The organism is Pseudomonas sp. SK2 (assembly GCF_016772395.1).
In the GTDB taxonomy this organism is placed as follows: Bacteria; Pseudomonadota; Gammaproteobacteria; order Pseudomonadales; family Pseudomonadaceae; genus Aquipseudomonas; species Aquipseudomonas taiwanensis.
Window position 1 is genome coordinate 4,262,435 of record NZ_CP061944.1, and the last position, 19,397, is coordinate 4,281,831.

Sequence of the window (19,397 nt, forward strand, 5' to 3'; positions counted from 1 at the left end):
CATGGCATGAGTCTAATCAGCGCACGGACCACGCCAGGTAACGAAGCGATGTGCGAATGTCATCGTTTGGTTACATTCACTGTCCACTGCGCGCACAACCGCCTAGGAGCACCCGTGGAGGGCCGCCACCGACCGCCCAGTCAATCGGCCCCACGCGGCAGGTACAACGTCACCCTCAACCCACCCTCGCGCAGGTTGAGCAGACTCACCTCTCCCCCATGGCTATGGGCGATGTTGCGCGCAATCCCCAGGCCCAATCCGTACCCTTGCTGCTGCCCGGCCAAGCGGAAGTGGGGCTCGAACACCTGCTCCAGGCGCTGCTCCGGCACCCCGGGGCCCTGGTCATCCACTTGCAGGACAAACCCCTCGGCACTGTCGAGGATGCGCAAATGCGCCCGCTCGCCGTACTTGATGGCATTGTCGATCAGGTTGCCGATACACCGGCGCAAGGCCAGCGGCTTGCCCGGATACGCCGCCAGGGCGCGCCCCTCGAGCGTGATCCTGCCATCGCCCAGGTATGGCTCGGCAAGGATTTCCAACACCTGGTTGAGGTCGATCGGCTCGATGTTCTCGTGAATGTCGGTGTCCTTCACGCATTGCAACGCACCCTTCACCAGCAACTCCAGCTCATCCAGGTCCTGGCTGAACTTGGCTTGCAGGCGCTCGTCCTCCAACAGTTCGACCCGCAGACGCAAGCGAGTGATGGGCGTTCGCAGGTCATGGGAAATGGCGCTGAACAGCTGGGAGCGCTCCGTGAGGTAGCGGCTGATGCGCTCGCGCATGTTGTTGAAGGCGCGGCCCACTTCGGCCACCTCGCTGCCACCACCTTCGACCACGGGCGCCACATCGGCCCCCAGCGACATCTCCCGCGCCGCCCGGGCCAGACGCTTGAGCGGCCAGCTCTGCCAGTGCACCAACAGACCGATGAACAGCAACAGCAATGCAGTGGTCAGCACGATGAAACCGATCTGCTGGCGTGGCAGGCGCTCGGCCTCCAGGCTGGTATAGGGCTCGGGCAGCAGCGACGCGATGTACAGCCACTCGCCCTCGCCCAGACGGATCTGCGTCACCAGCACAGGCGGGTTGAGCGGTTCCAGGGTCAGCGAATAGTGCGCCCAGGAGCGCGGCAGCTCGTCGAGCTTCAGGCCGCTATTGAAGATACGCAGGTCATCGGGGCTGACGAACTCGACGGAGATCTCCATCTGCGGCCCGAGCCGTTCGTGCAGCACTTGCTGAAACACCTCGATCACTGCCTGCTTACGCGGCGTGATGGGCAGCACCGGCATCTCCAGTGGCTTGTCGTTGAGCGAGACGAAGAAGCGCGTGCCACCCATGCTGCGCAACTGGTCCAGGACCATCGGCCGGAAAGCCACCGGCAACGAGCGGAAATAGCTGACACTGGCACTCATGGAATGGGCAAGGCTGGCGGCGCTGGCACGCAGCCCCTGCAACTGGCTGGCCCGCAACTGAGCCACCCAGATCACGCTCGACAGGCCCTGGGCGACCAGCACCACCAACAGGGTCAGCAGCAGCATGCGCCCCAGCAACGAGCGAGGCAGCAGGCGCCAGCGCCGCTCAGGACGTGCAGTGGACATTGGCGGCCAGCAGGTAACCACTGCCGCGCACAGTACGGATCAACCGCGGCGGCTTGTCGGTATCACGCAAGCGTTGACGCAGGCGGCTCACGCCCATGTCGACGATGCGATCCAGGGGCATCGGCTCGCGGCCACGGGTGGCGTTGCCAATGGTGTCGCGGTCGAGAATCTGCTGGGGGTGATCGAGAAACAGCTTGAGCAAGGCGAAGTCGGCGCCGGACAGGGTCACTTCCTCGCCATCGCGGTGGAACAGGCGGTGACTGACCGTGTCCAGACGCCAGTCGTCGAAGGCCAGCACCACCCCGTTGGGCGTGGCCTGGCCAAACTCGGCACGACGCAATAGCGCCTTGATGCGCGCCTGAAGTTCACGGGGGCTGAACGGCTTGCCCAGGTAATCGTCGGCCCCCAGTTCCAGGCCGATCACCCGGTCGGCTTCGTCGGAGCTGGCGGTGAGCATGATGATCGGCACCCGCGATTGACGAGGGTGCTGGCGAATCCAGCGGCACAGGCTGAAACCGTCTTCGTCGGGCAGCATGACATCCAGGATCACCAAGTCGCAGGGGGTGTTTTCCAGTGCCCGGCGAAATCCCTGACCGTCGGCTTCGGCATGCACCTGGAAACCGGCACGGCTCAAGTAGGTTTGCAACAGTTCACGGATCTCCTGGTCATCGTCGACCATGAGGATCGATTTTCCGGCAGTGCTCAAGGTATCCCGCCCTCTCGTTGTCGCAGGTCTTGGTCGCCTGCTGCATGGGCCGCTTCGCGCCCCAATCGCCGGCAAGCCGGCTCCTCTCTGCCAATCGGGGGCGCAACAGCGCCCCTTTTCTGGAAACTCAGTGATCCAGCGCCTGCCCTAACGCCACCCCGGCGCCCAGCAAGCCGGAAAACTCAGCCGTCACCAACCACACCGGGACGCCAGCGAAGTAACCGCTCATGCAGCCCTTGTCAGCGAAGCTCGTGGCAAAACCGCTGCTCAGGAACAACTCGGCAAAACGCGGAATCACACCGCCGACAATATAGACTCCGCCCCGCGCGCCCAAGGTAAGAACATTGTTACCGGCCACCCGTCCGAGGAACCGGCAGAACTGCTCGATCACCTCCAGCGCCCGTGGCTCACCGGCCAGCGCGGCGTCGGTGACCTCGGCAGGGGTCTTGTGTCGCGGGGCTTGGCCATCCAGCGCGCAAATGGCTTGATACAAGCGCACCAGCCCCCCCCCACTGAGCACGGTCTCGGCGCTCACATGGCCAATCTGGCTGTGGATCTGCTGATGGATAGCCGCTTCACGGGCATTGCCCACCGGCAGGTCAACATGCCCGCCCTCGCCCGGCAAAGCCAGCCAACGCTGATCCTCCAGGCGCAACAAGCTACCGACTCCCAGACCCGTTCCCGGGCCGATGACCAGCGCGGGTCGCGAGAGGTCTGGCGTCCCTGGACAAACCTCGCGGAACTCGCCTTCACGCAGGCGGGTCATCCCCAGGGCCATGGCGGAAAAGTCATTGAGCAGCAGCAACCGTTCGACCTGCAACGTCTGGCAGAAGGCGCTACGGCTCAGGCGCCAGTGATTGTTGGTGAAGCGAAACTCGTCGCCACTCACAGGCCCTGCCACTGCCAGGCACACGGCCTCAAGGCCGCCGCGGGCGATACCCTGCTCGGCCAGGTAAGCCTCGATGGCCTGTTCGGGGCTGGTGTAGTCCGCTGTCGCCAGTACCTTCACGGCCTTGAGCTGGTTGTCGCGCCACAGGGCAAAACGTGCATTGGTGCCACCGATGTCGCCGACCAGCAATGCCTTCATTTGAGGTTCTCCAGAGCCGAGGTAAAGGCGCTTGCCCCCTTCTCGGCCGGGCTGAACGCCATACGCATGAAGCCGAACAGCTCGCGCCCGCAGCCTAGGTCGTTGCCCTGGGGCGCTGGCGGCAGATCGCGGCTGGCCAGTTCCTCATTGGAAACCATCACCCGCAGCGTGCCTTCGACACCATCGACGCGCACGATATCACCATCGCGCACCCGTGCCAGCGGGCCACCGTCAAAGGCTTCGGGACAAACGTGGATCGCTGCCGGGATCTTGCCCGAAGCACCGGACATGCGCCCGTCGGTCACCAGTGCCACCTTGTAGCCGCGGTCTTGCAGCACCCCGAGGAACGGCGTCAGCTTGTGCAGCTCTGGCATGCCATTGCAACGTGGCCCCTGGAAGCGCACCACGGCAACGAAATCGCGCTCCAGCTCGCCGGCCTTGAAGGCATCGGCCAGGGATTGCTGGTCGTGGAACACCCGGGCCGGAGCCTCGACGACCTGATGTTCAGCCGCCACGGCTGACACCTTCATCACACCACGGCCGAGGTTGCCCTCCATCACCCGCAGGCCACCTTCGGCCGAAAACGGCCGCGCCACCGGACGCAGGATGCTTTCGTCCAGGCTTTGAGTCGGGCCTTCGCGCCATACCAACTTGCCATCCTCCAGGAACGGCTCCTGCGTATAACGGCGCAGGCCGTGGCCAGCCACGGTGTTGACGTCCTCGTGCAGCAGCCCGGCATCGAGCAGCTCGCGGATCAGGAACGACATGCCGCCCGCCGCCTGGAAGTGGTTGATGTCAGCCTTGCCGTTCGGATAGACGTGAGACAAGGTCGGCACCACCTCGGACAGGTCGGCCATGTCCTGCCACGTCAGCTGAATGCCCGCCGCCTGGGCAATGGCAGGAATGTGCAGGGTGTGATTGGTGGAGCCACCGGTGGCATGCAAGGCGACGATGGAATTGACCAGCGCTTTCTCATCGACGATTTCGCCCAAGGGCATGAAGTTGCCGCTGGCCTTGGTCATCCGGGTGACCTGCTGGGCGGCCTCGGCAGTCAGCGCCTCGCGCAGTGGGGTGTAAGGGTTTACGAACGAGGCTCCCGGCAGGTGCAGGCCCATCACTTCCATGACCAGCTGGTTGGTGTTGGCGGTGCCGTAGAAGGTGCAGGTCCCGGGGCTGTGGTAGGACTTCATTTCCGATTCCAGCAGCTGCTCGCGGGTGGCCTTGCCCTCGGCGTAACGCTGGCGCACATCGGCCTTCTCCTTGTTGGAGATACCCGAGGGCATGGGGCCACCTGGCACGAAGATGGTCGGCAGATGCCCGAAGCGCAGTGCCCCCATCATCAATCCGGGCACGATCTTGTCGCAGATACCCAGCATCAATGCGGCGTCGAACATGTTATGCGACAGGGCGACCGCTGTGGACATGGCGATCACTTCGCGGCTGGCAATGGCCAACTCCATGCCCGGCTCACCCTGGGTCACGCCATCGCACATGGCAGGTACGCCACCTGCGAACTGGCCGACCGAGCCGACCTCACGAAGGGCTCGCTTGATCTGGTCGGGGAAGTGCAGATAGGGCTGATGCGCCGAGAGCATGTCGTTGTAGGCCGAGACGATGGCGACGTTGGCCGCGTTCATCATTCGCAGGCTTTGCTTGTCCTGAGCGCCGCAACCGGCCACACCGTGGGCGAAGTTAGCGCACTGCAGGCTGGCACGCATGGGTCCGTCGGTCGCCGCCCCTCGAATCAGCTGCAAGTAGCGTTCACGGGTGGCACGGCTGCGCTCGACCAGCCGTTGGGTAACCTCAAGGATGCGCGGATGCATGTACTGGACTCCAGACTAACGGTAAGGGCGGTTTACCGGGGCATTTCCCCTTCAAACGATTGCCACCTAGGCTCATGGAAACAGGGCCTGACGCATCGACAAAGGGGCTTTCCCAACCACTCGTTGTATATTTAAACAAAATACTGCCATCAAAAAGGCTTGTTTTCTATCTGCCAGTGAATAATCTTGTAATTCCAACAACAAAACCGTTTCAGTGAAGCTCCTTTTTGCCACAAGCTTCACTCGGACTGCCAGAGGTAATGCCATGACCCTTCGTATCGCGATCAATGGATTCGGCCGCATCGGGCGCAATGTCCTGCGCGCACTGTATACCCAAGGCTACCGCCAGGACTTGCAGGTCGTCGCCATCAACGACCTGGGTGACAGCGCGATGAACGCCCATCTGCTCAAATACGACAGCGTGCATGGCACCTTCGACGCCATCGTCGAGGCAGACCATGAGAGCATCACGGTCAACGGCGACCGCATCGCCGTCAGTGCCATCCGCAACCCGGCCGAACTGCCCTGGAAAGCCGAAGCGATCGACGTGGTATTCGAATGCACCGGCCTGTTCACCGAACGGGCCAAGGCGGCTGCCCACCTGGCCGCGGGAGCCGGCAAGGTGATTGTCTCGGCACCGGCCAAGGGCGCCGATGCCACCGTGGTCTATGGCGTCAACCACGACATCCTGCGCGCCTCGCACCAGATCATCTCCAATGCCTCGTGCACCACCAACTGCCTGGCGCCGATCGCCCAGGTGCTGCACCGTGAGTTCGGCATCGAGCAAGGGCTGATGACCACCATCCACGCCTACACCAATGACCAGGTGCTGACCGATGTGTACCACAGCGACCCGTACCGGGCACGCTCGGCCACCCAGTCGATGATTCCGAGCAAGACCGGCGCGGCCGAAGCGGTCGGCCTGGTACTCCCGGAACTGGCCGGCAAGCTCACCGGCATGGCCGTGCGAGTGCCGGTGATCAACGTGTCGCTGGTCGACCTCACCGTCAACCTCAAGCGCGAGGTCAGCAGCGACGAGGTCAACCAACTGTTCCTGGAGGCGAGCCGGCATTCCAAGGTGCTGGGCTACAACGCCCTGCCGCTGGTGTCGTGCGACTTCAACCATAACCCGCTGTCGTCGATCTTCGACGCCAACCACACCCGCGCCAACGGACGCATGCTCAAGGTACTGGCCTGGTACGACAACGAGTGGGGGTTCTCCAACCGCATGCTGGATAACTGCCTGGCTTTGTGCAGCGCGCGCTGATCCCTCGGCCGTGTCGCCGGCAAGCCTGCTCCCAGTGGGAGCAGGCAGGCTTGTCTCGCGAGAGGCCTCTACAGCAACTCATTTAACTGCACTGCCGACAATCTTTACCTTTTACTAACACTTTCGGGCTTGACCCTGCGAGCGGATGATAAGCATTATCATTAACTTTTCATCGGCCAGGTCCCACCGTGAGTCAGTCCCGGTTCAACTCCGTCTTCCTCGTTCAGCGCCTTAGCTTGCTGCGCACCCTGCAGCGCATGGTGGGCAACCCCAGCACCGCCGAGGACTTGCTGCAGGAAACCTACCTGCGGGTTTCCCGTGCTCTGAGCGAGCGTCCCATCGAACACCTGGAACCGTTCGTTTTCCAGACCGCGCGCAACCTGGCACTGGACCACCTGCGTACGCGCCGGATGCAGTCGCGTACCCTGGTCGATGACGTGCCCGAAGAGGTCTTGCACAACGTCGCCGCACCGACCAGCAGCAGCGAAGACGCCGCCTACGCCGAACAGATGCTCAAACGCCTGAGCGTGAGCCTTGGCCAGCTTACCCCTCGCCAGCAACGCATCTTCATTCTCAGCCGCCTGCAGGGCGCCAGCTACCTGGAAATCGCCGAGCAACTGAACGTCTCGGCCAGCACGGTACAGAAGGAACTGAAGCTGATCATGGCCATCTGCATGGGTGTGGCCGACCGCCTCAAGTAAGCCGACCGCCCGCCTGATTGGCACGGCCAGGCCCTTGCCATGCCTGACCCAAGCCTTGATCATTCGTGGAAAATCATTTCAAGGATTACCCGTGACCGACAGCCCCGTCACTCACTCGTCACCTGCCGGGCCCGACGCCCGTGCCCGTGCCATGGACGAGGCGCTGGACTGGCTCATCCGCCTGCAATGCGCTGACCAAGACGATACCCGTGCCTTCGAGGCATGGCTGAGCGCCGCGCCGGAAAACGCCGAGGCCTATGTCGAAGCAGAGGCGCTGTGGAATGGTGCCGCTTTGCGCAAGGCGGCGCTGCAACTGAACCAGGAGCAGCGCCGCTCCTTGCATGGGCGCCTGCGACGTCACTGGAAACCCTTGGCCACCGCTGCCGTCCTGATGGTGGGTCTGTTCGCCTTCGGCAACCTGCCGATACGCCTGCAAGCCGATCATCTGACCGTGGTTGGCGAACGTCAGCGGCTGGCATTGGACGGTGGCGCCAAGGTGCTGCTCAACACCCATTCAGCCTTGGCCAGCGACCAGCGCGACGGCCGGTCGATCGCGCGGCTGCTACAAGGCGAGGCTTACTTCCAGGTACCCGGCGGCGCCCAACTGCCGCTGGAAGTGCAGGCAGGCCCACTACGCGCCCAGGTGCGGGACACCGATTTCGCCGTACGCTACCTCGATGGCGAAGCCCAGGTGCGCGTCCAGCGTGGCGATGTGGACTTGCTGGCTGCCAGCGACGAGCGTATCCGCCTCAATGCTGGCGACAGCATCAGTGTCGGCCCCAAAGGGTTCGGCCAGCGCCAACGTCCAGACATGGACAAGGACCTGGCCTGGGTCGACGGCCGCCTGGTGTTCGAAAACTGCCCACTGAGCCAGGTGCTGGCGGAGGTCCGGCGCTACTACCCCGGTTGGATCATCAACCGCAACAGCCAGCTGGACGATGTAGCCGTCACTGGCAACTACCGCCTCGATCAGCCATTGGAAACCTTGCGTGCCCTGGCTCATATCACGTCGGCCCAGTTGCATGAGTACCCGGCCCTGGTCATTCTCAACTAGAAATCCTGCCCTGGCCCCATCGCCGCAATCCGTCGCCAAGCCGAATCACCGACGGCCAGATTATTTTTACGCGATCGCAGCACCCCGCCCGTCACGTTATAGCCAATGCAACTGATTCTTGTTTAAAAACGAGAACAGACATCACCTATAACAGTTCGCGCGTCAGGGAGCGCTTTCGATGTCCACAGCCCCAGCTCGTCCGTCCACCCTTCCCCGCCGTACCGGGCAATTGTCCCTACTGACCCTGGCCCTGCTTGCCAGCGGCGCCTGCTGCTTGCCGGCGCTGGCCGCCGAGCCGGCCCAAGCCAGTAGCCCGCGCATGGGCGACTACCGCTTCGACATTGCCCAGCAACCGCTGGTGGCGGCGATCAATGCGTTCAGCCAGGTCACCGGGTGGCAGGTCGGGTTCAGCGCGCCGCTGGCCGAGGGGATCGCCTCCCCAGGCGTGCAAGGCTCTCTGCCGCCAGATGCTGCGCTCAAGCAGTTGTTGCATGGCACCGGCCTGGGCTTTCGCAAGATCGGCAACGGCAACGTGGTGCTCGAGCGCCAGTCGGCCGGTAAGGCCATCGCCCTGCAGCAGTTGACCGTCAGCGCCACCCGCAGCGCCCAGGAAGTCAGCCAGGTGCCCAGCACCGTGACCGTGCAGAACCGTGAACAGCTGGACCGCCAAAACGTCAACAACATCCAGGACCTGGTGCGCTACGAGCCAGGTGTTTCGGTGGCTGGCACCGGCCAGCGCAGTGGCCTGAACGGCTACAACATCCGCGGCATCGACGGTGAACGCATCCTCACCCAGGTCGATGGCGTGTCCATTCCCGACAGTTTCTTCTATGGCCCCTACGCTCAGACCCAGCGCAATTATGTAGACCCAGAGATCGTCAAGCGGGTGGAGATTCTGCGTGGCCCAGCCTCAGTGCTGTACGGCAGCAACGCCATCGGTGGCGCGGTAAGCTACTTCACCCTCGACCCGGACGACATCATCAAGCCCGGCAAGGACGCCGGTGTGCGCCTGAAGACCGGCTACAGCTCGGCCGACGACAGCTGGCTGACCTCCGCCACGGTGGCCGGTCGCCAGGGCGATTTCGACGCTCTGCTGCACCTGAGCCAGCGCAATGGCCACGAGACCGAGTCCTACGGCAGCCACGGCGGCACCGGCCTGGACCGCACCGAAGCCAACCCGCAGGATGCGCGTACCACCAACGTGCTGGCCAAACTGGGCTGGGACTATGCCGACGATGCACGCCTGGGTTTCACCTACGAGCGTTACAAGGATGACCGCGACCAGAATATCCTCAGCGCCGTGGGCGGACCGTTCATTCCGGGCTTCGGCGGCATGAACGCCTATCGCATGCGTCAGGGTAACGACACCATCACCCGGGAACGCTTCGGCATCGATCACCAGTTCGGTCTCGACAGCCTGGTCGCCGACCATGTGAAGTGGAGCCTGAACTACCAAATCGCCAAGACCGACCAGCGCACCGACGAACTGTACGCGGCATCGGGCCGTGAAGTTATGCGCGAACGCCAGACCACTTACAAGGACCGCCAGTGGGTGTTCGATGCGCAGCTGGACAAGGCCTTCAGCCTCGGCCAGACCGACCACGTGCTGACATACGGCACCACCGTGAAACACGAAAAGGTCACCGGCTCGCGCAGCGGCACCGGCACCTGCCTCAACATCGGAGGCTCCTGCACCTTCGTCGGCCAGGACAGTTCGCGTGACGGCCAGGTGTTGGTCAGCGATTTCCCGGACCCAACCGTCAACACCTACAGCCTGTTCGCCCAGGATGAGATCCGCTGGAACAACTGGACGTTCATGCCCGGCGCTCGCTATGACTACACCCGCATGGAGCCCAAGTTCACCGAAGCGTACCTGCGCGGCCTGCAAGGCTCCGGCACCTCGGCACCTACCGACAGCGACGACTCGGACAAGAAGTGGCACCGCGTGTCGCCCAAGTTCGGCATCACCTATGCCTTCAATGACAACTACACCTGGTACGGCCAATACGCCGAAGGCTTCCGCACACCGACCGCCAAGTCCATGTATGGCCGCTTCGAAAACCAGACCCTGGGCTACAGCGTCAAGGGCAACCCTGGGCTTGAGCCGGAAAAAAGCAAGAGCTACGAGACCGGCCTGCGCGGCAACTTCGATGCCGGTCACTTCGATGTGGCGGTGTTCTACAACAAGTACCGCGACTTCATCGATGAGGACGCCGTGCAAAGCGCCAACCTGGAGCAGACCTTCCAGGCCAACAACATCAGGCATGCCACCATCAAGGGCGCCGAATTCAAGGGCCGCTTGAACCTGGACCACTTCGGCGCGCCGCAGGGCCTGTACACCCAGACGTCGATCGCCTATGCCTATGGTCGCAACGACGACACCGGCCAACCGCTGAATACCGTCAACCCGCTGACCGGTGTGTTCGGACTGGGTTACGAGCAGCCGAATTTCGGCGGCCTGCTGAGCTGGACGCTGGTCAAGCGCAAGACTCGCGTGGACGACACCGCCTTCTATGCTCCGGACGGTTCGAGCACGAAATTCCGCACACCAGGCTACGGTGTCCTGGACCTGACCGGCTTCTACAAAGTGACCGACGACGTCACCCTCAACGCCGGCTTGTATAACCTCACCGACAAGAAGTACTGGCAGTGGGATTCGGTACGCAGCTACGACGGCCAGGGCGAAGCGGCGGTGACCCAGCCGGCCAACCTCGATCGCCTCACCATGCCGGGGCGTAACTTCGCCATCAATGTGGTCTGGGACATCTGATCACCCGTTTTGGTTACCCTATCGCACGGCACCTGCAAGAACCCGCTTGCCGGCGATAGGGCCATCACTGACAAAAACGTTTACGCTCCAATGCACGCTGCTTCGTTATGTCATTAGAAGCCCAAATTTCCCAAGGATTGCCCATGACCACCGAACGCCCAGCCCTGCGCTCCAAGCGACTGAACCAAGTAACCCAGGCCCCCCACTCCGATCTGGACGCCCTGGTCCAATCCCACGCACCGTTCGATACCCGCGAAAGCTTCGCCCGCTTCGTCGCTGCCCAGTACCTGTTCCAGTCCGAACTGCAGGCGCTGTACAACGATCCGAAACTGATCGCCATCGTCCCGGACCTCGCCGCGCGTTGCCGCGCCGAGCAGGCCAGGCTGGACCTCGCTGACCTCGATACGCCGGTGCCAGCGCCAGCGCCCGGTGCACTGCAAAACCCCAGCCTGGGTGAAGCCATGGGCTGGATCTTCGTCTCCGAAGGCTCCAAACTGGGCGCCGCGTTTCTGATCAAGCGCGCCGTGGCGCTGGGGTTGTCCGACCATTTCGGCGCACGTCACCTGGGTGAGCCGGTCGGCGGTCGCGCCGAAGGCTGGAAGCAATTCACGCGTATACTCGATGGCCTGGAGCTGTCGGCCGAGGAAGATGCTGCTGTCGAACGCGGTGCTGTCGCGGCATTCGAACGCTTCACCGAACTGCTTAAGCACGCCTACGCCGCCGATGCTGCGCTGGCCTGATACGCTCTACCCGGCCACCCTTGCGGTGGCCAACCGTTTTTCGCAGTGAGACCATGACACGACCTGCCCGCTCGAAACTGTCCCGCTTGCTTTACGCCACCCTGGCTTATGTCAGCCTGGGCATCGGCCTGGTCGCGATCGTCATTCCCGGTCTGCCAACCACCGAATTCATTCTCCTGGCCGCCTGGGCCGCCACCCGCAGTTCCCCGCGCCTCTCGGCCTGGCTGGAGAATCATGGGGTGTTCGGGCCGATTCTGCGCAACTGGCGCAATGGCAAGGTGATCCAGCGTCGCGCCAAGATCAGCGCCACCTTCAGCATGCTGGTGTGTGCGGCCTTGATGCTGATTTTTCTCGAACACCGCTGGCCGGTGTTCCTGGCCATTGCCGGCATGACGCTCGGCAACCTGTGGATCTGGTCACGCCCCGAGCGAGCAGCAGCGCTCGACACTGAAGCATCACAGGCTCAGCAACCCTGAATACAGGGCATACGCCGCCAACCCCGCCCCCACCAGCACGGCAGTGAAAATCAGCTTTTCCCAGGTGGTGAACAAGACCTCCCCCTGCTCTCGCTTGGCGCGGGCGAACAGAATCACCCCCGGGGCATACAGCAGCGCCGACAGCAGCAAATACTTGAGCCCACCGGCATACAGCAGCCAGATCGCATAGAGCAGCGCCACCATCGCCACCAGCAGGTCCTTGCGCCGCAGTGCGCCCTGGCCGGAATAGGTTTCACCACGCAGCGCCAGCAACACCGCATAAGCCGCCGACCACAGGTACGGCACCAGGATCATGGACGATGCCAGGTAGATCAGGCTGGTATACGTACCGGCCGAGAACAGGGTAATCAGCAGGAAGCCCTGGATCATGCAGTTGGTCAGCCAAAGCGCGTTTGCGGGCACGTGGTTGGCGTTTTCCTTCGCCAGGAATCGCGGCATGGTCTTGTCCCGCGCCGTGGCGTAGAGAATCTCGGCGCACAACAAGGCCCAGGACAACAAGGCCCCAAGCAGCGAGATCGCCAGGCCGATACTGATCAGCAATGCCCCCCACGGCCCGACGATATGCTCGAGAACCGATGCCAGCGACGGGTTCTGTAGGCCGGCGAGTTCTGGTTGGGTCATTACCCCCAGAGACAGCACGTTCACCAACACCAACAGCGCCAGTACGCCGAGAAAGCCGATCACCGTGGCCTTGCCGACATCCGAACGGCGCTGCGCACGACCGGAGTACACGCTGGCGCCTTCGATACCGATGAACACGAACACCGTCACCAGCATCATGTTGCGCACCTGGTTCAGCACGTTGCCGAACTGCGGGTTGCTCAAGCCCCAGATATCGCGGGTAAAGATGTCGGCGCGAAAAGCGAAGGCGGCGATCACGATGAAGATCAGCAACGGCACCACCTTGGCCACCGTGGTCACCTGGTTGATGAATGCCGCTTCCTTGATGCCACGCAGTACCAGGAAGTGCACCGCCCACAGCAACAGCGAGGCGCAACCGATGGCCACCGGCGTGTTGCCCTCGCCGAACACGGGGAAATAGAAGCCCAGGGTACTGAACAGCAGGACGAAGTAGCCGACGTTGCCCAGCCAGGCACTGATCCAGTAACCCCAGGCCGAGGAGAAACCCATGTACTCGCCAAAGCCCGCCTTGGCGTAGGCGTACACCCCAGAGTCAAGCTCCGGCTTGCGGTTGGCCAGCGTCTGGAACACGAAGGCCAACGCCAGCATGCCCACGGCAGTGATGGCCCAACCGATGAGCACGGCACCGACATCGGCGCGGGCCGCCATATTCTGCGGCAGCGAGAAGATGCCGCCACCAATCATCGAACCGACCACCAACGCGATCAATGCGCCAAGGCGCAGCTTTTGTCCCGGTTCGCTCATGGGCCTCCTTCTTGTGCGCTGTCATTCATTTGAAACAGCTACACACTCATATAACAAAGCCGGTTTATATGAGCGCAAGCCATTAAAGCTATAGCACTCAGAACTGCGTTGTCTATGCCAAGCCTGCGGAAAAAACCGCCATTGAGAGGTCGCCAGAAAAGAAAGTGATAGCACTCGAAATTATCGTGAAAAATTTGCGAAAGCGGCAAAAGCGGCTAGTTTCAGACTTCGCAGGCTGAACAGAGCGTTTGCTCTAGAAAGACATGGAGGTGCCAGCGCACGAGGCCTGCAGCAGAGCTGTCGGCACGCTCCAGGAGCTACGTGAAGGAATTTTCCCACTTCACGTCGTCATCAGCTGACCCACGTCAGCTAATGATCCAGGCGTCAGATTTACTCTGACGTCAACTTTCTCCTGGTAGGAGTTGTTAAATGTCTGATTCGTCCGGAAAACTAAAACTTGGTGCGTTAGTTGCACTTGTCGTCGGCTCGATGATTGGCGGCGGCATCTTCTCGCTGCCGCAAAACATGGCGGCCAGCGCCGGTGTCGGTGCCGTGTTGATCGGCTGGGCCATCACCGCCGTGGGGATGCTGACCCTGGCCTTCGTGTTCCAGACCCTGGCCAACCGCAAGCCTGACCTGGATGGCGGGGTGTACGCCTACGCCAAGGCGGGCTTTGGCGACTACATGGGCTTCTCCTCGGCCTGGGGTTACTGGATCAGTGCCTGGCTGGGCAACGTCGGCTACTTCGTCCTGCTGTTCAGTACCTTGGGGTACTTCTTCCCGATCTTTGGCGAAGGCAATACGCCTGCCGCCATCGTCGGCGCGTCGGTCCTGCTCTGGGCAGTACACTTCCTGGTACTGCGCGGCATCAAGGAAGCGGCGTTCATCAACCTGGTGACCACGGTGGCCAAGGTCGTGCCGCTGGTGCTGTTCGCCCTGATCTGCCTGTTCGCCTTCAGGCTCGATATCTTCACCGCCGACATCTGGGCCCTGGGCACGCCAGAGCTTGGCAGCGTGATGAATCAGGTGCGCAACATGATGCTGGTCACCGTCTGGGTGTTCATCGGCATCGAAGGCGCAAGCATCTTCTCGTCTCGTGCGGAAAAACGCTCGGACGTCGGCAAGGCCACTGTCATCGGTTTCATCACGGTGCTGCTGTTCCTGGTGTTGGTCAATGTGCTGTCGCTGGGCGTGATGACCCAACCAGAGCTGGCCAAGCTGCAAAACCCATCGATGGCTGCGGTGCTCGAGCATGTGGTCGGCCACTGGGGTGCCGTGCTGATCAGCGTCGGGCTGGTCATCTCCTTGCTCGGTGCCCTGCTGTCGTGGGTACTGCTGTGCGCCGAAATCATGTTCGCCGCCGCCAAAGACCACACCATGCCGGAGTTCCTGCGCCGCGAGAACGCCAAGCAGGTGCCGGCCAATGCCCTGTGGCTGACCAACGCCATGGTGCAGATCTTCCTGGTAATCACGCTGTTCTCGAGCAGTACCTACCTGTCGCTGATCTACCTCGCCACCTCGATGATCCTGGTGCCTTACCTGTGGTCGGCGGCCTATGCCTTCCTGCTGGCCCTGCGTAGCGAAACCTATGAACAGGCCCTGGCCGAACGCAAGAAAGACCTGATCATCGGCGCCATCGCGCTGCTGTATGCCATCTGGCTGCTGTATGCCGGCGGTGTGAAATACCTGCTGCTCTCGGCGCTGCTGTATGCCCCGGGCGTGATCCTGTTCGCCAAGGCCAAGCGTGAAGTTGGCCGACCTGTCTTCACCAACGTGGAAAAGCTGATCTTCGCCGCCGTGGTCATCGGTGCTCTGGTGGCAGCCTATGGCCTGTACGACGGCTTCCTGACGCTTTGATCCACGTCTTCGTTCAATTGGAGGAATGAAACCATGTCCGCTGAAAAACAGAAGTACGGTGTCCACTCCGAAGCCGGCAAACTGCGCAAAGTGATGGTGTGCTCGCCCGGCCTGGCGCACCAGCGTCTGACGCCAAGCAACTGTGACGAGCTGCTGTTCGATGACGTGATCTGGGTCGAACAGGCCAAGCGTGACCATTTCGACTTCGTCACCAAGATGCGCGAGCGCGGTGTGGATGTACTGGAAATGCACAACCTGCTGACCGACATCGTGCAGCAGCCAGAGGCCCTCAAGTGGATCCTCGACCGCAAGATCACTCCAGACACTGTCGGTGTGGGGCTGACCAACGAAGTACGCCACTGGCTCGAAGGGCTTGAACCTCGGCGCCTGGCGGAGTACCTGATCGGCGGCGTGGCCGGCCAGGACCTGCCGGATACCGAAGGTGCCGAAGTGGTCAAGATGTACAACGAATACCTGGGCCACTCCAGCTTCATCCTGCCGCCACTGCCCAACACCCAGTTCACCCGCGACACCACTTGCTGGATCTACGGCGGCGTGACGCTGAACCCGATGTACTGGCCGGCGCGACGCCAGGAAACCCTGCTGACCACCGCCATCTACAAATTCCACAAGGCGTTCACCGGTGCCGACTTCCAGGTGTGGTACGGCGATCCGGACAAGGACCATGGCCAGTCTACCCTCGAAGGCGGTGACGTGATGCCGATTGGTAAGGGCATCGTGCTGATCGGCATGGGCGAGCGCACTTCGCGCCAGGCCATCGGCCAGCTGGCACAGAGCCTGTTCGCCAAGGGCGCAGTCAAGGAAGTGATCGTCGCCGGCCTGCCGAAATCCCGCGCCGCCATGCACCTGGACACCGTCTTCAGCTTCTGCGACCGCGACCTGGTCACAGTCTTCCCGGAAGTGGTGAAAGAGATCGTGCCGTTCATCATCCGCCCGGACGAAAGCAAGCCATACGGCATGGACGTGCGTCGCGAGAACAAGTCGTTCATCGAGGTGGTCGGCGAGCACCTGGGCGTCAAGCTGCGTGTGGTCGAGACCGGCGGCAACAGCTTCGCCGCCGAGCGCGAGCAGTGGGATGACGGCAACAACGTGGTGGCGATCGAGCCCGGCGTGGTCATCGGCTACGACCGCAACACCTACACCAACACCCTGCTGCGCAAGGCCGGGATCGAGGTCATCACCATCAGCGCCGGCGAACTGGGCCGTGGCCGCGGCGGTGGCCACTGCATGACCTGCCCGATCGTACGCGACCCCATCGACTACTAACGTCCATCACGCCCGGCCATCCCCACAAGGTGGTGGCCGGAACATCACCGAACTCAAGGAGAAACTGTCATGGCGTTCAATATCCACAACCGCAACCTGCTCAGCCTGGAACACCACACCACCCGCGAGCTGAAGTACCTGCTGGACCTGTCCCGCGACCTCAAGCGCGCCAAGTACACCGGCACCGAGCAGCAGCACTTGAAGGGCAACAATATCGCCCTGATCTTCGAAAAGACCTCGACCCGTACCCGCTGCGCCTTTGAAGTCGCCGCCTACGACCAGGGCGCCAACGTCACCTACATCGACCCCAATTCGTCGCAGATCGGCCACAAGGAAAGCATGAAGGACACCGCCCGCGTGCTTGGGCGCATGTATGACGCCATCGAGTACCGGGGCTTCAAGCAGGAGATCGTCGAAGAACTGGCCAAGTTCGCGGGCGTTCCGGTCTTCAACGGCCTGACCGACGAATACCACCCGACCCAGATGATCGCCGACGTGCTGACCATGCGCGAGCACAGCGACAAACCGCTGCACGACATCAGCTACGCCTACCTGGGCGATGCCCGCAACAACATGGGCAACTCGCTGCTGTTGATCGGTGCCAAGCTCGGCATGGACGTACGCATCGCTGCGCCCAAGGCCCTGTGGCCCCACGACGACTTGGTCGAACGCTGCCACAAGTACGCCGAAGAAAGCGGTGCTCGCATCACCCTCACCGAAGACCCGAAAGCCGCGGTCAAGGGCGTGGACTTCGTGCACACCGACGTCTGGGTGTCGATGGGTGAACCTGTCGAAGCCTGGGGCGAGCGTATCAAGCAGTTGCTGCCCTACCAGGTGAACAAGGAACTGATGAAGTCCACCGGCAACCCACGGACCAAGTTCATGCACTGCCTGCCGGCGTTCCACAACTCCGAGACCAAGGTTGGCAAGCAGATCGCCGAACAGTACCCACACCTGGCCAACGGTATCGAAGTGACCGAGGACGTGTTCGAGTCGCCAGCATGCATCGCCTTCGAACAGGCAGAAAACCGCATGCACACCATCAAGGCGATTCTGGTGTCGACCCTGGCTGATCTCTAACCGCAATCCCTGTGGGCGCTGGTTCACCCGCGAAAGCGTCAGTCCCGGATTCGCCACGGATGCTGCTCACGCATTCACGGGTAAACCGGTGCCCACAGGGGGCGGTGTCCAGCCCCTGAGCTTCACTCACCTCTTTACATGAAAGGACATTCCCCATGCGTATCGTTGTTGCATTGGGCGGCAACGCCCTGCTACGCCGCGGCGAGCCCATGACCGCTGACAACCAGCGCGCCAATATCCGTACCGCCACCGAACAGATCGCCAAGATTCACCCCGGCAACGAATTGGTCATTGCCCATGGCAACGGCCCGCAAGTCGGCCTGCTGTCACTCCAGGGGCTGGCCTACAAACCCGATGAAGCCTACCCACTGGATGTGCTGGGCGCCGAAACCGAAGGCATGATCGGCTACATGATCGAACAGGAACTGGGCAACCTGCTGGCCTTCGAAGTGCCTTTCGCCACCCTGCTCACCCAGGTGGAAGTCGACGCCAACGACCCGGCCTTCAAGGACCCGACCAAGTTCATCGGCCCGGTCTACAGCAAGGAAGAAGCCGAACGCCTGGCCAAGGAAAAGGGCTGGGTGGTAAAGGCCGACGGCGACAAGTACCGCCGTGTGGTGGCCAGCCCGAAACCCAAGCGCATTTTCGAGATTCGTCCGATCAAGTGGCTGCTGGAAAAGAACAGCATTGTGATCTGCGCCGGCGGTGGCGGCATCCCCACCATGTACGATGAAAATCGCAAGCTCAAAGGCATCGAAGCTGTCATCGACAAGGACCTGTGCTCGTCGCTGCTGGCCGAACAGTTGGATGCCGACCTTCTGATAATCGCCACGGATGTGGATGCGGCGTACATTGACTGGGGCAAGCCGACGCAGAAAGCCATTGCCCAGGCGCATCCCGACGAACTCGAACGCCTGGGCTTCGCTGCCGGCTCGATGGGACCGAAAGTCCAGGCCGCCTGTGATTTCGCCCGTCATACCGGCAAAGTGGCAGTGATCAGCTCGCTGGAGAACATCGAAGACATCGTCAAAGGCACCGCCGGCACGCGGGTGAGCACCGCCACGCCGGGAATCAGCTACCGTTGATGGCAGTCGGCGGGTGCTACGGTGCCCGCCGTTATCAACCTTCCAGAGGATTTCGCCATGGCTCAGTTCAAGCCAGGTCATGTACATATCGAGCGCGACGCGCTGAACAAGAATGACCACAGCTACGACCTCAACATCGAGTACGAAGCATCGCAAGACCCACGGGAAGGCCGGGGCATCCAGTTCCGCATGCATGGCAGCATCGAGGGCAAGGATGTCGATGAAAAGTTCTTCCTGGCCAAAGACCAAGTGCTGCCCAGCTTTCTCATGGTACTGAGCCGTAAAGCGCAGGCACACCTTCCCCCACCGAAGAAATTCGAGACGCTCTCTTCGCCCCACAAGATCTACGACGCGATGTTCGAAGACATTCGCATCAAGCTGGACGTGAAATCGGGCGACCCGATCAAGCCAGAACACCTGGAATGACCGCAAGCCGCGCAGGAGCCCGCTTACCGGCGACGC

General features: G+C 62.1%; 17 protein-coding genes. 11 read left to right on the forward strand and 6 right to left on the reverse strand.

What is annotated here, in order from left to right; all coding sequences use genetic code 11:
* Positions 1–140: 140 nt before the first annotated feature.
* The 5 genes from IF103_RS19160 to IF103_RS19180 form a co-directional block, all read right to left on the reverse strand.
* A complete protein-coding gene (locus tag IF103_RS19160) occupies positions 141–1,595 on the reverse strand; it encodes an ATP-binding protein (RefSeq protein WP_023382096.1) in 1,455 nt (484 codons plus the stop codon).
* On the reverse strand, positions 1,576–2,301 hold the full coding sequence (locus IF103_RS19165) for a response regulator (RefSeq protein WP_027906573.1): 726 nt from the start codon (positions 2,299–2,301) through the stop codon (positions 1,576–1,578). Before IF103_RS19165 ends, IF103_RS19160 begins: the two co-directional genes overlap by 20 nt.
* 127 nt (positions 2,302–2,428) lie before the next feature.
* Complete coding sequence (locus IF103_RS19170) at positions 2,429–3,388, reverse strand: glucokinase (RefSeq protein ID WP_023382098.1); 960 nt, start codon at positions 3,386–3,388, stop codon at positions 2,429–2,431.
* Positions 3,385–5,211 (reverse strand): phosphogluconate dehydratase, encoded by a 1,827-nt coding sequence (edd, locus tag IF103_RS19175; protein WP_023382099.1) that lies wholly within the window; start codon positions 5,209–5,211, stop codon positions 3,385–3,387. The genes IF103_RS19170 and edd overlap by 4 nt, the downstream gene beginning before the upstream one ends.
* Before the next feature lie 72 nt (positions 5,212–5,283).
* A complete protein-coding gene (locus IF103_RS19180) occupies positions 5,284–5,478 on the reverse strand; it encodes a hypothetical protein (protein ID WP_148299931.1) in 195 nt (64 codons plus the stop codon).
* Between IF103_RS19180 and gap the strand changes: the two genes are divergently transcribed.
* The 6 genes from gap to IF103_RS19210 all read left to right on the forward strand — a co-directional run bounded on the left by gap (position 5,477) and on the right by IF103_RS19210 (position 12,219).
* Positions 5,477–6,478, forward strand: a complete 1,002-nt coding sequence (gene gap, locus IF103_RS19185; RefSeq protein ID WP_023382100.1) for a type I glyceraldehyde-3-phosphate dehydrogenase — start codon at positions 5,477–5,479, stop codon at positions 6,476–6,478. The two genes, IF103_RS19180 and gap, sit on opposite strands and share 2 nt — an antisense overlap.
* A gap of 188 nt (positions 6,479–6,666) precedes the next feature.
* Positions 6,667–7,179: an RNA polymerase sigma factor gene (locus IF103_RS19190; RefSeq protein ID WP_104883350.1), complete on the forward strand. Its 513-nt coding sequence runs from the start codon at positions 6,667–6,669 to the stop codon at positions 7,177–7,179.
* 91 nt (positions 7,180–7,270) lie between these two features.
* Positions 7,271–8,233 (forward strand): FecR family protein, encoded by a 963-nt coding sequence (locus IF103_RS19195; RefSeq protein ID WP_027906574.1) that lies wholly within the window; start codon positions 7,271–7,273, stop codon positions 8,231–8,233.
* A 178-nt stretch (positions 8,234–8,411) separates the two neighbouring features.
* The gene (locus IF103_RS19200; protein WP_104881321.1) at positions 8,412–11,003 is read left to right on the forward strand and encodes a TonB-dependent receptor; all 2,592 of its coding nucleotides are present in this window, start codon (positions 8,412–8,414) and stop codon (positions 11,001–11,003) included.
* 143 nt (positions 11,004–11,146) lie between these two features.
* Positions 11,147–11,743 (forward strand): biliverdin-producing heme oxygenase, encoded by a 597-nt coding sequence (locus tag IF103_RS19205; protein WP_104881320.1) that lies wholly within the window; start codon positions 11,147–11,149, stop codon positions 11,741–11,743.
* Between the two features lie 53 nt (positions 11,744–11,796).
* On the forward strand, positions 11,797–12,219 hold the full coding sequence (locus tag IF103_RS19210) for a YbaN family protein (protein WP_202675581.1): 423 nt from the start codon (positions 11,797–11,799) through the stop codon (positions 12,217–12,219).
* On the opposite strand, the gene arcD (IF103_RS19215) is transcribed toward IF103_RS19210, so the two are convergent.
* Complete coding sequence (gene arcD / locus IF103_RS19215; RefSeq protein WP_027906577.1) at positions 12,199–13,626, reverse strand: arginine-ornithine antiporter; 1,428 nt, start codon at positions 13,624–13,626, stop codon at positions 12,199–12,201. The genes IF103_RS19210 and arcD (IF103_RS19215) overlap by 21 nt on opposite strands.
* Positions 13,627–14,055: 429 nt before the next feature.
* On the opposite strand from arcD (IF103_RS19215), the gene arcD (IF103_RS19220) reads away from it, so the two are divergent.
* The 5 genes from arcD (IF103_RS19220) (at position 14,056) to IF103_RS19240 (ending at position 19,361) form a co-directional block, all read left to right on the forward strand.
* On the forward strand, positions 14,056–15,483 hold the full coding sequence (gene arcD / locus IF103_RS19220) for an arginine-ornithine antiporter (protein WP_023382107.1): 1,428 nt from the start codon (positions 14,056–14,058) through the stop codon (positions 15,481–15,483).
* Positions 15,484–15,516: 33 nt separating this feature from the next.
* Complete coding sequence (arcA, locus tag IF103_RS19225; RefSeq protein WP_023382108.1) at positions 15,517–16,770, forward strand: arginine deiminase; 1,254 nt, start codon at positions 15,517–15,519, stop codon at positions 16,768–16,770.
* Positions 16,771–16,839: 69 nt separating this feature from the next.
* Positions 16,840–17,850, forward strand: coding sequence for an ornithine carbamoyltransferase (locus IF103_RS19230; RefSeq protein ID WP_023382109.1), 1,011 nt, complete (start codon positions 16,840–16,842; stop codon positions 17,848–17,850).
* 155 nt (positions 17,851–18,005) lie between these two features.
* A complete protein-coding gene (gene arcC / locus IF103_RS19235; protein ID WP_023382110.1) occupies positions 18,006–18,935 on the forward strand; it encodes a carbamate kinase in 930 nt (309 codons plus the stop codon).
* A 57-nt stretch (positions 18,936–18,992) separates the two neighbouring features.
* Positions 18,993–19,361 carry a DUF5064 family protein gene (locus IF103_RS19240; protein WP_023382111.1) on the forward strand — a complete coding sequence of 123 codons (369 nt, stop codon included), beginning with the start codon at positions 18,993–18,995 and terminating at the stop codon, positions 19,359–19,361.
* The last annotated feature ends 36 nt before the right edge of the window (positions 19,362–19,397 follow it).

What these genes read in the sequence shown, in the direction of transcription:
- IF103_RS19160 (WP_023382096.1), bottom strand. Translation starts at nt 1,595, where the DNA reads ATGTCCACTGCACGTCCTGAGCGGCGCTGGCGCCTGCTGCCTCGCTCG.
- IF103_RS19170 (WP_023382098.1), bottom strand. Translation starts at nt 3,388, where the DNA reads ATGAAGGCATTGCTGGTCGGCGACATCGGTGGCACCAATGCACGTTTT.
- edd (WP_023382099.1), bottom strand. Translation starts at nt 5,211, where the DNA reads ATGCATCCGCGCATCCTTGAGGTTACCCAACGGCTGGTCGAGCGCAGC.
- gap (WP_023382100.1), top strand. Translation starts at nt 5,477, where the DNA reads ATGACCCTTCGTATCGCGATCAATGGATTCGGCCGCATCGGGCGCAAT.
- IF103_RS19180 (WP_148299931.1), bottom strand. Translation starts at nt 5,478, where the DNA reads ATGGCATTACCTCTGGCAGTCCGAGTGAAGCTTGTGGCAAAAAGGAGC.
- IF103_RS19200 (WP_104881321.1), top strand. Translation starts at nt 8,412, where the DNA reads ATGTCCACAGCCCCAGCTCGTCCGTCCACCCTTCCCCGCCGTACCGGG.
- IF103_RS19205 (WP_104881320.1), top strand. Translation starts at nt 11,147, where the DNA reads ATGACCACCGAACGCCCAGCCCTGCGCTCCAAGCGACTGAACCAAGTA.
- IF103_RS19210 (WP_202675581.1), top strand. Translation starts at nt 11,797, where the DNA reads ATGACACGACCTGCCCGCTCGAAACTGTCCCGCTTGCTTTACGCCACC.
- arcD (WP_027906577.1), bottom strand. Translation starts at nt 13,626, where the DNA reads ATGAGCGAACCGGGACAAAAGCTGCGCCTTGGCGCATTGATCGCGTTG.
- arcD (WP_023382107.1), top strand. Translation starts at nt 14,056, where the DNA reads ATGTCTGATTCGTCCGGAAAACTAAAACTTGGTGCGTTAGTTGCACTT.
- arcA (WP_023382108.1), top strand. Translation starts at nt 15,517, where the DNA reads ATGTCCGCTGAAAAACAGAAGTACGGTGTCCACTCCGAAGCCGGCAAA.
- IF103_RS19230 (WP_023382109.1), top strand. Translation starts at nt 16,840, where the DNA reads ATGGCGTTCAATATCCACAACCGCAACCTGCTCAGCCTGGAACACCAC.
- arcC (WP_023382110.1), top strand. Translation starts at nt 18,006, where the DNA reads ATGCGTATCGTTGTTGCATTGGGCGGCAACGCCCTGCTACGCCGCGGC.
- IF103_RS19240 (WP_023382111.1), top strand. Translation starts at nt 18,993, where the DNA reads ATGGCTCAGTTCAAGCCAGGTCATGTACATATCGAGCGCGACGCGCTG.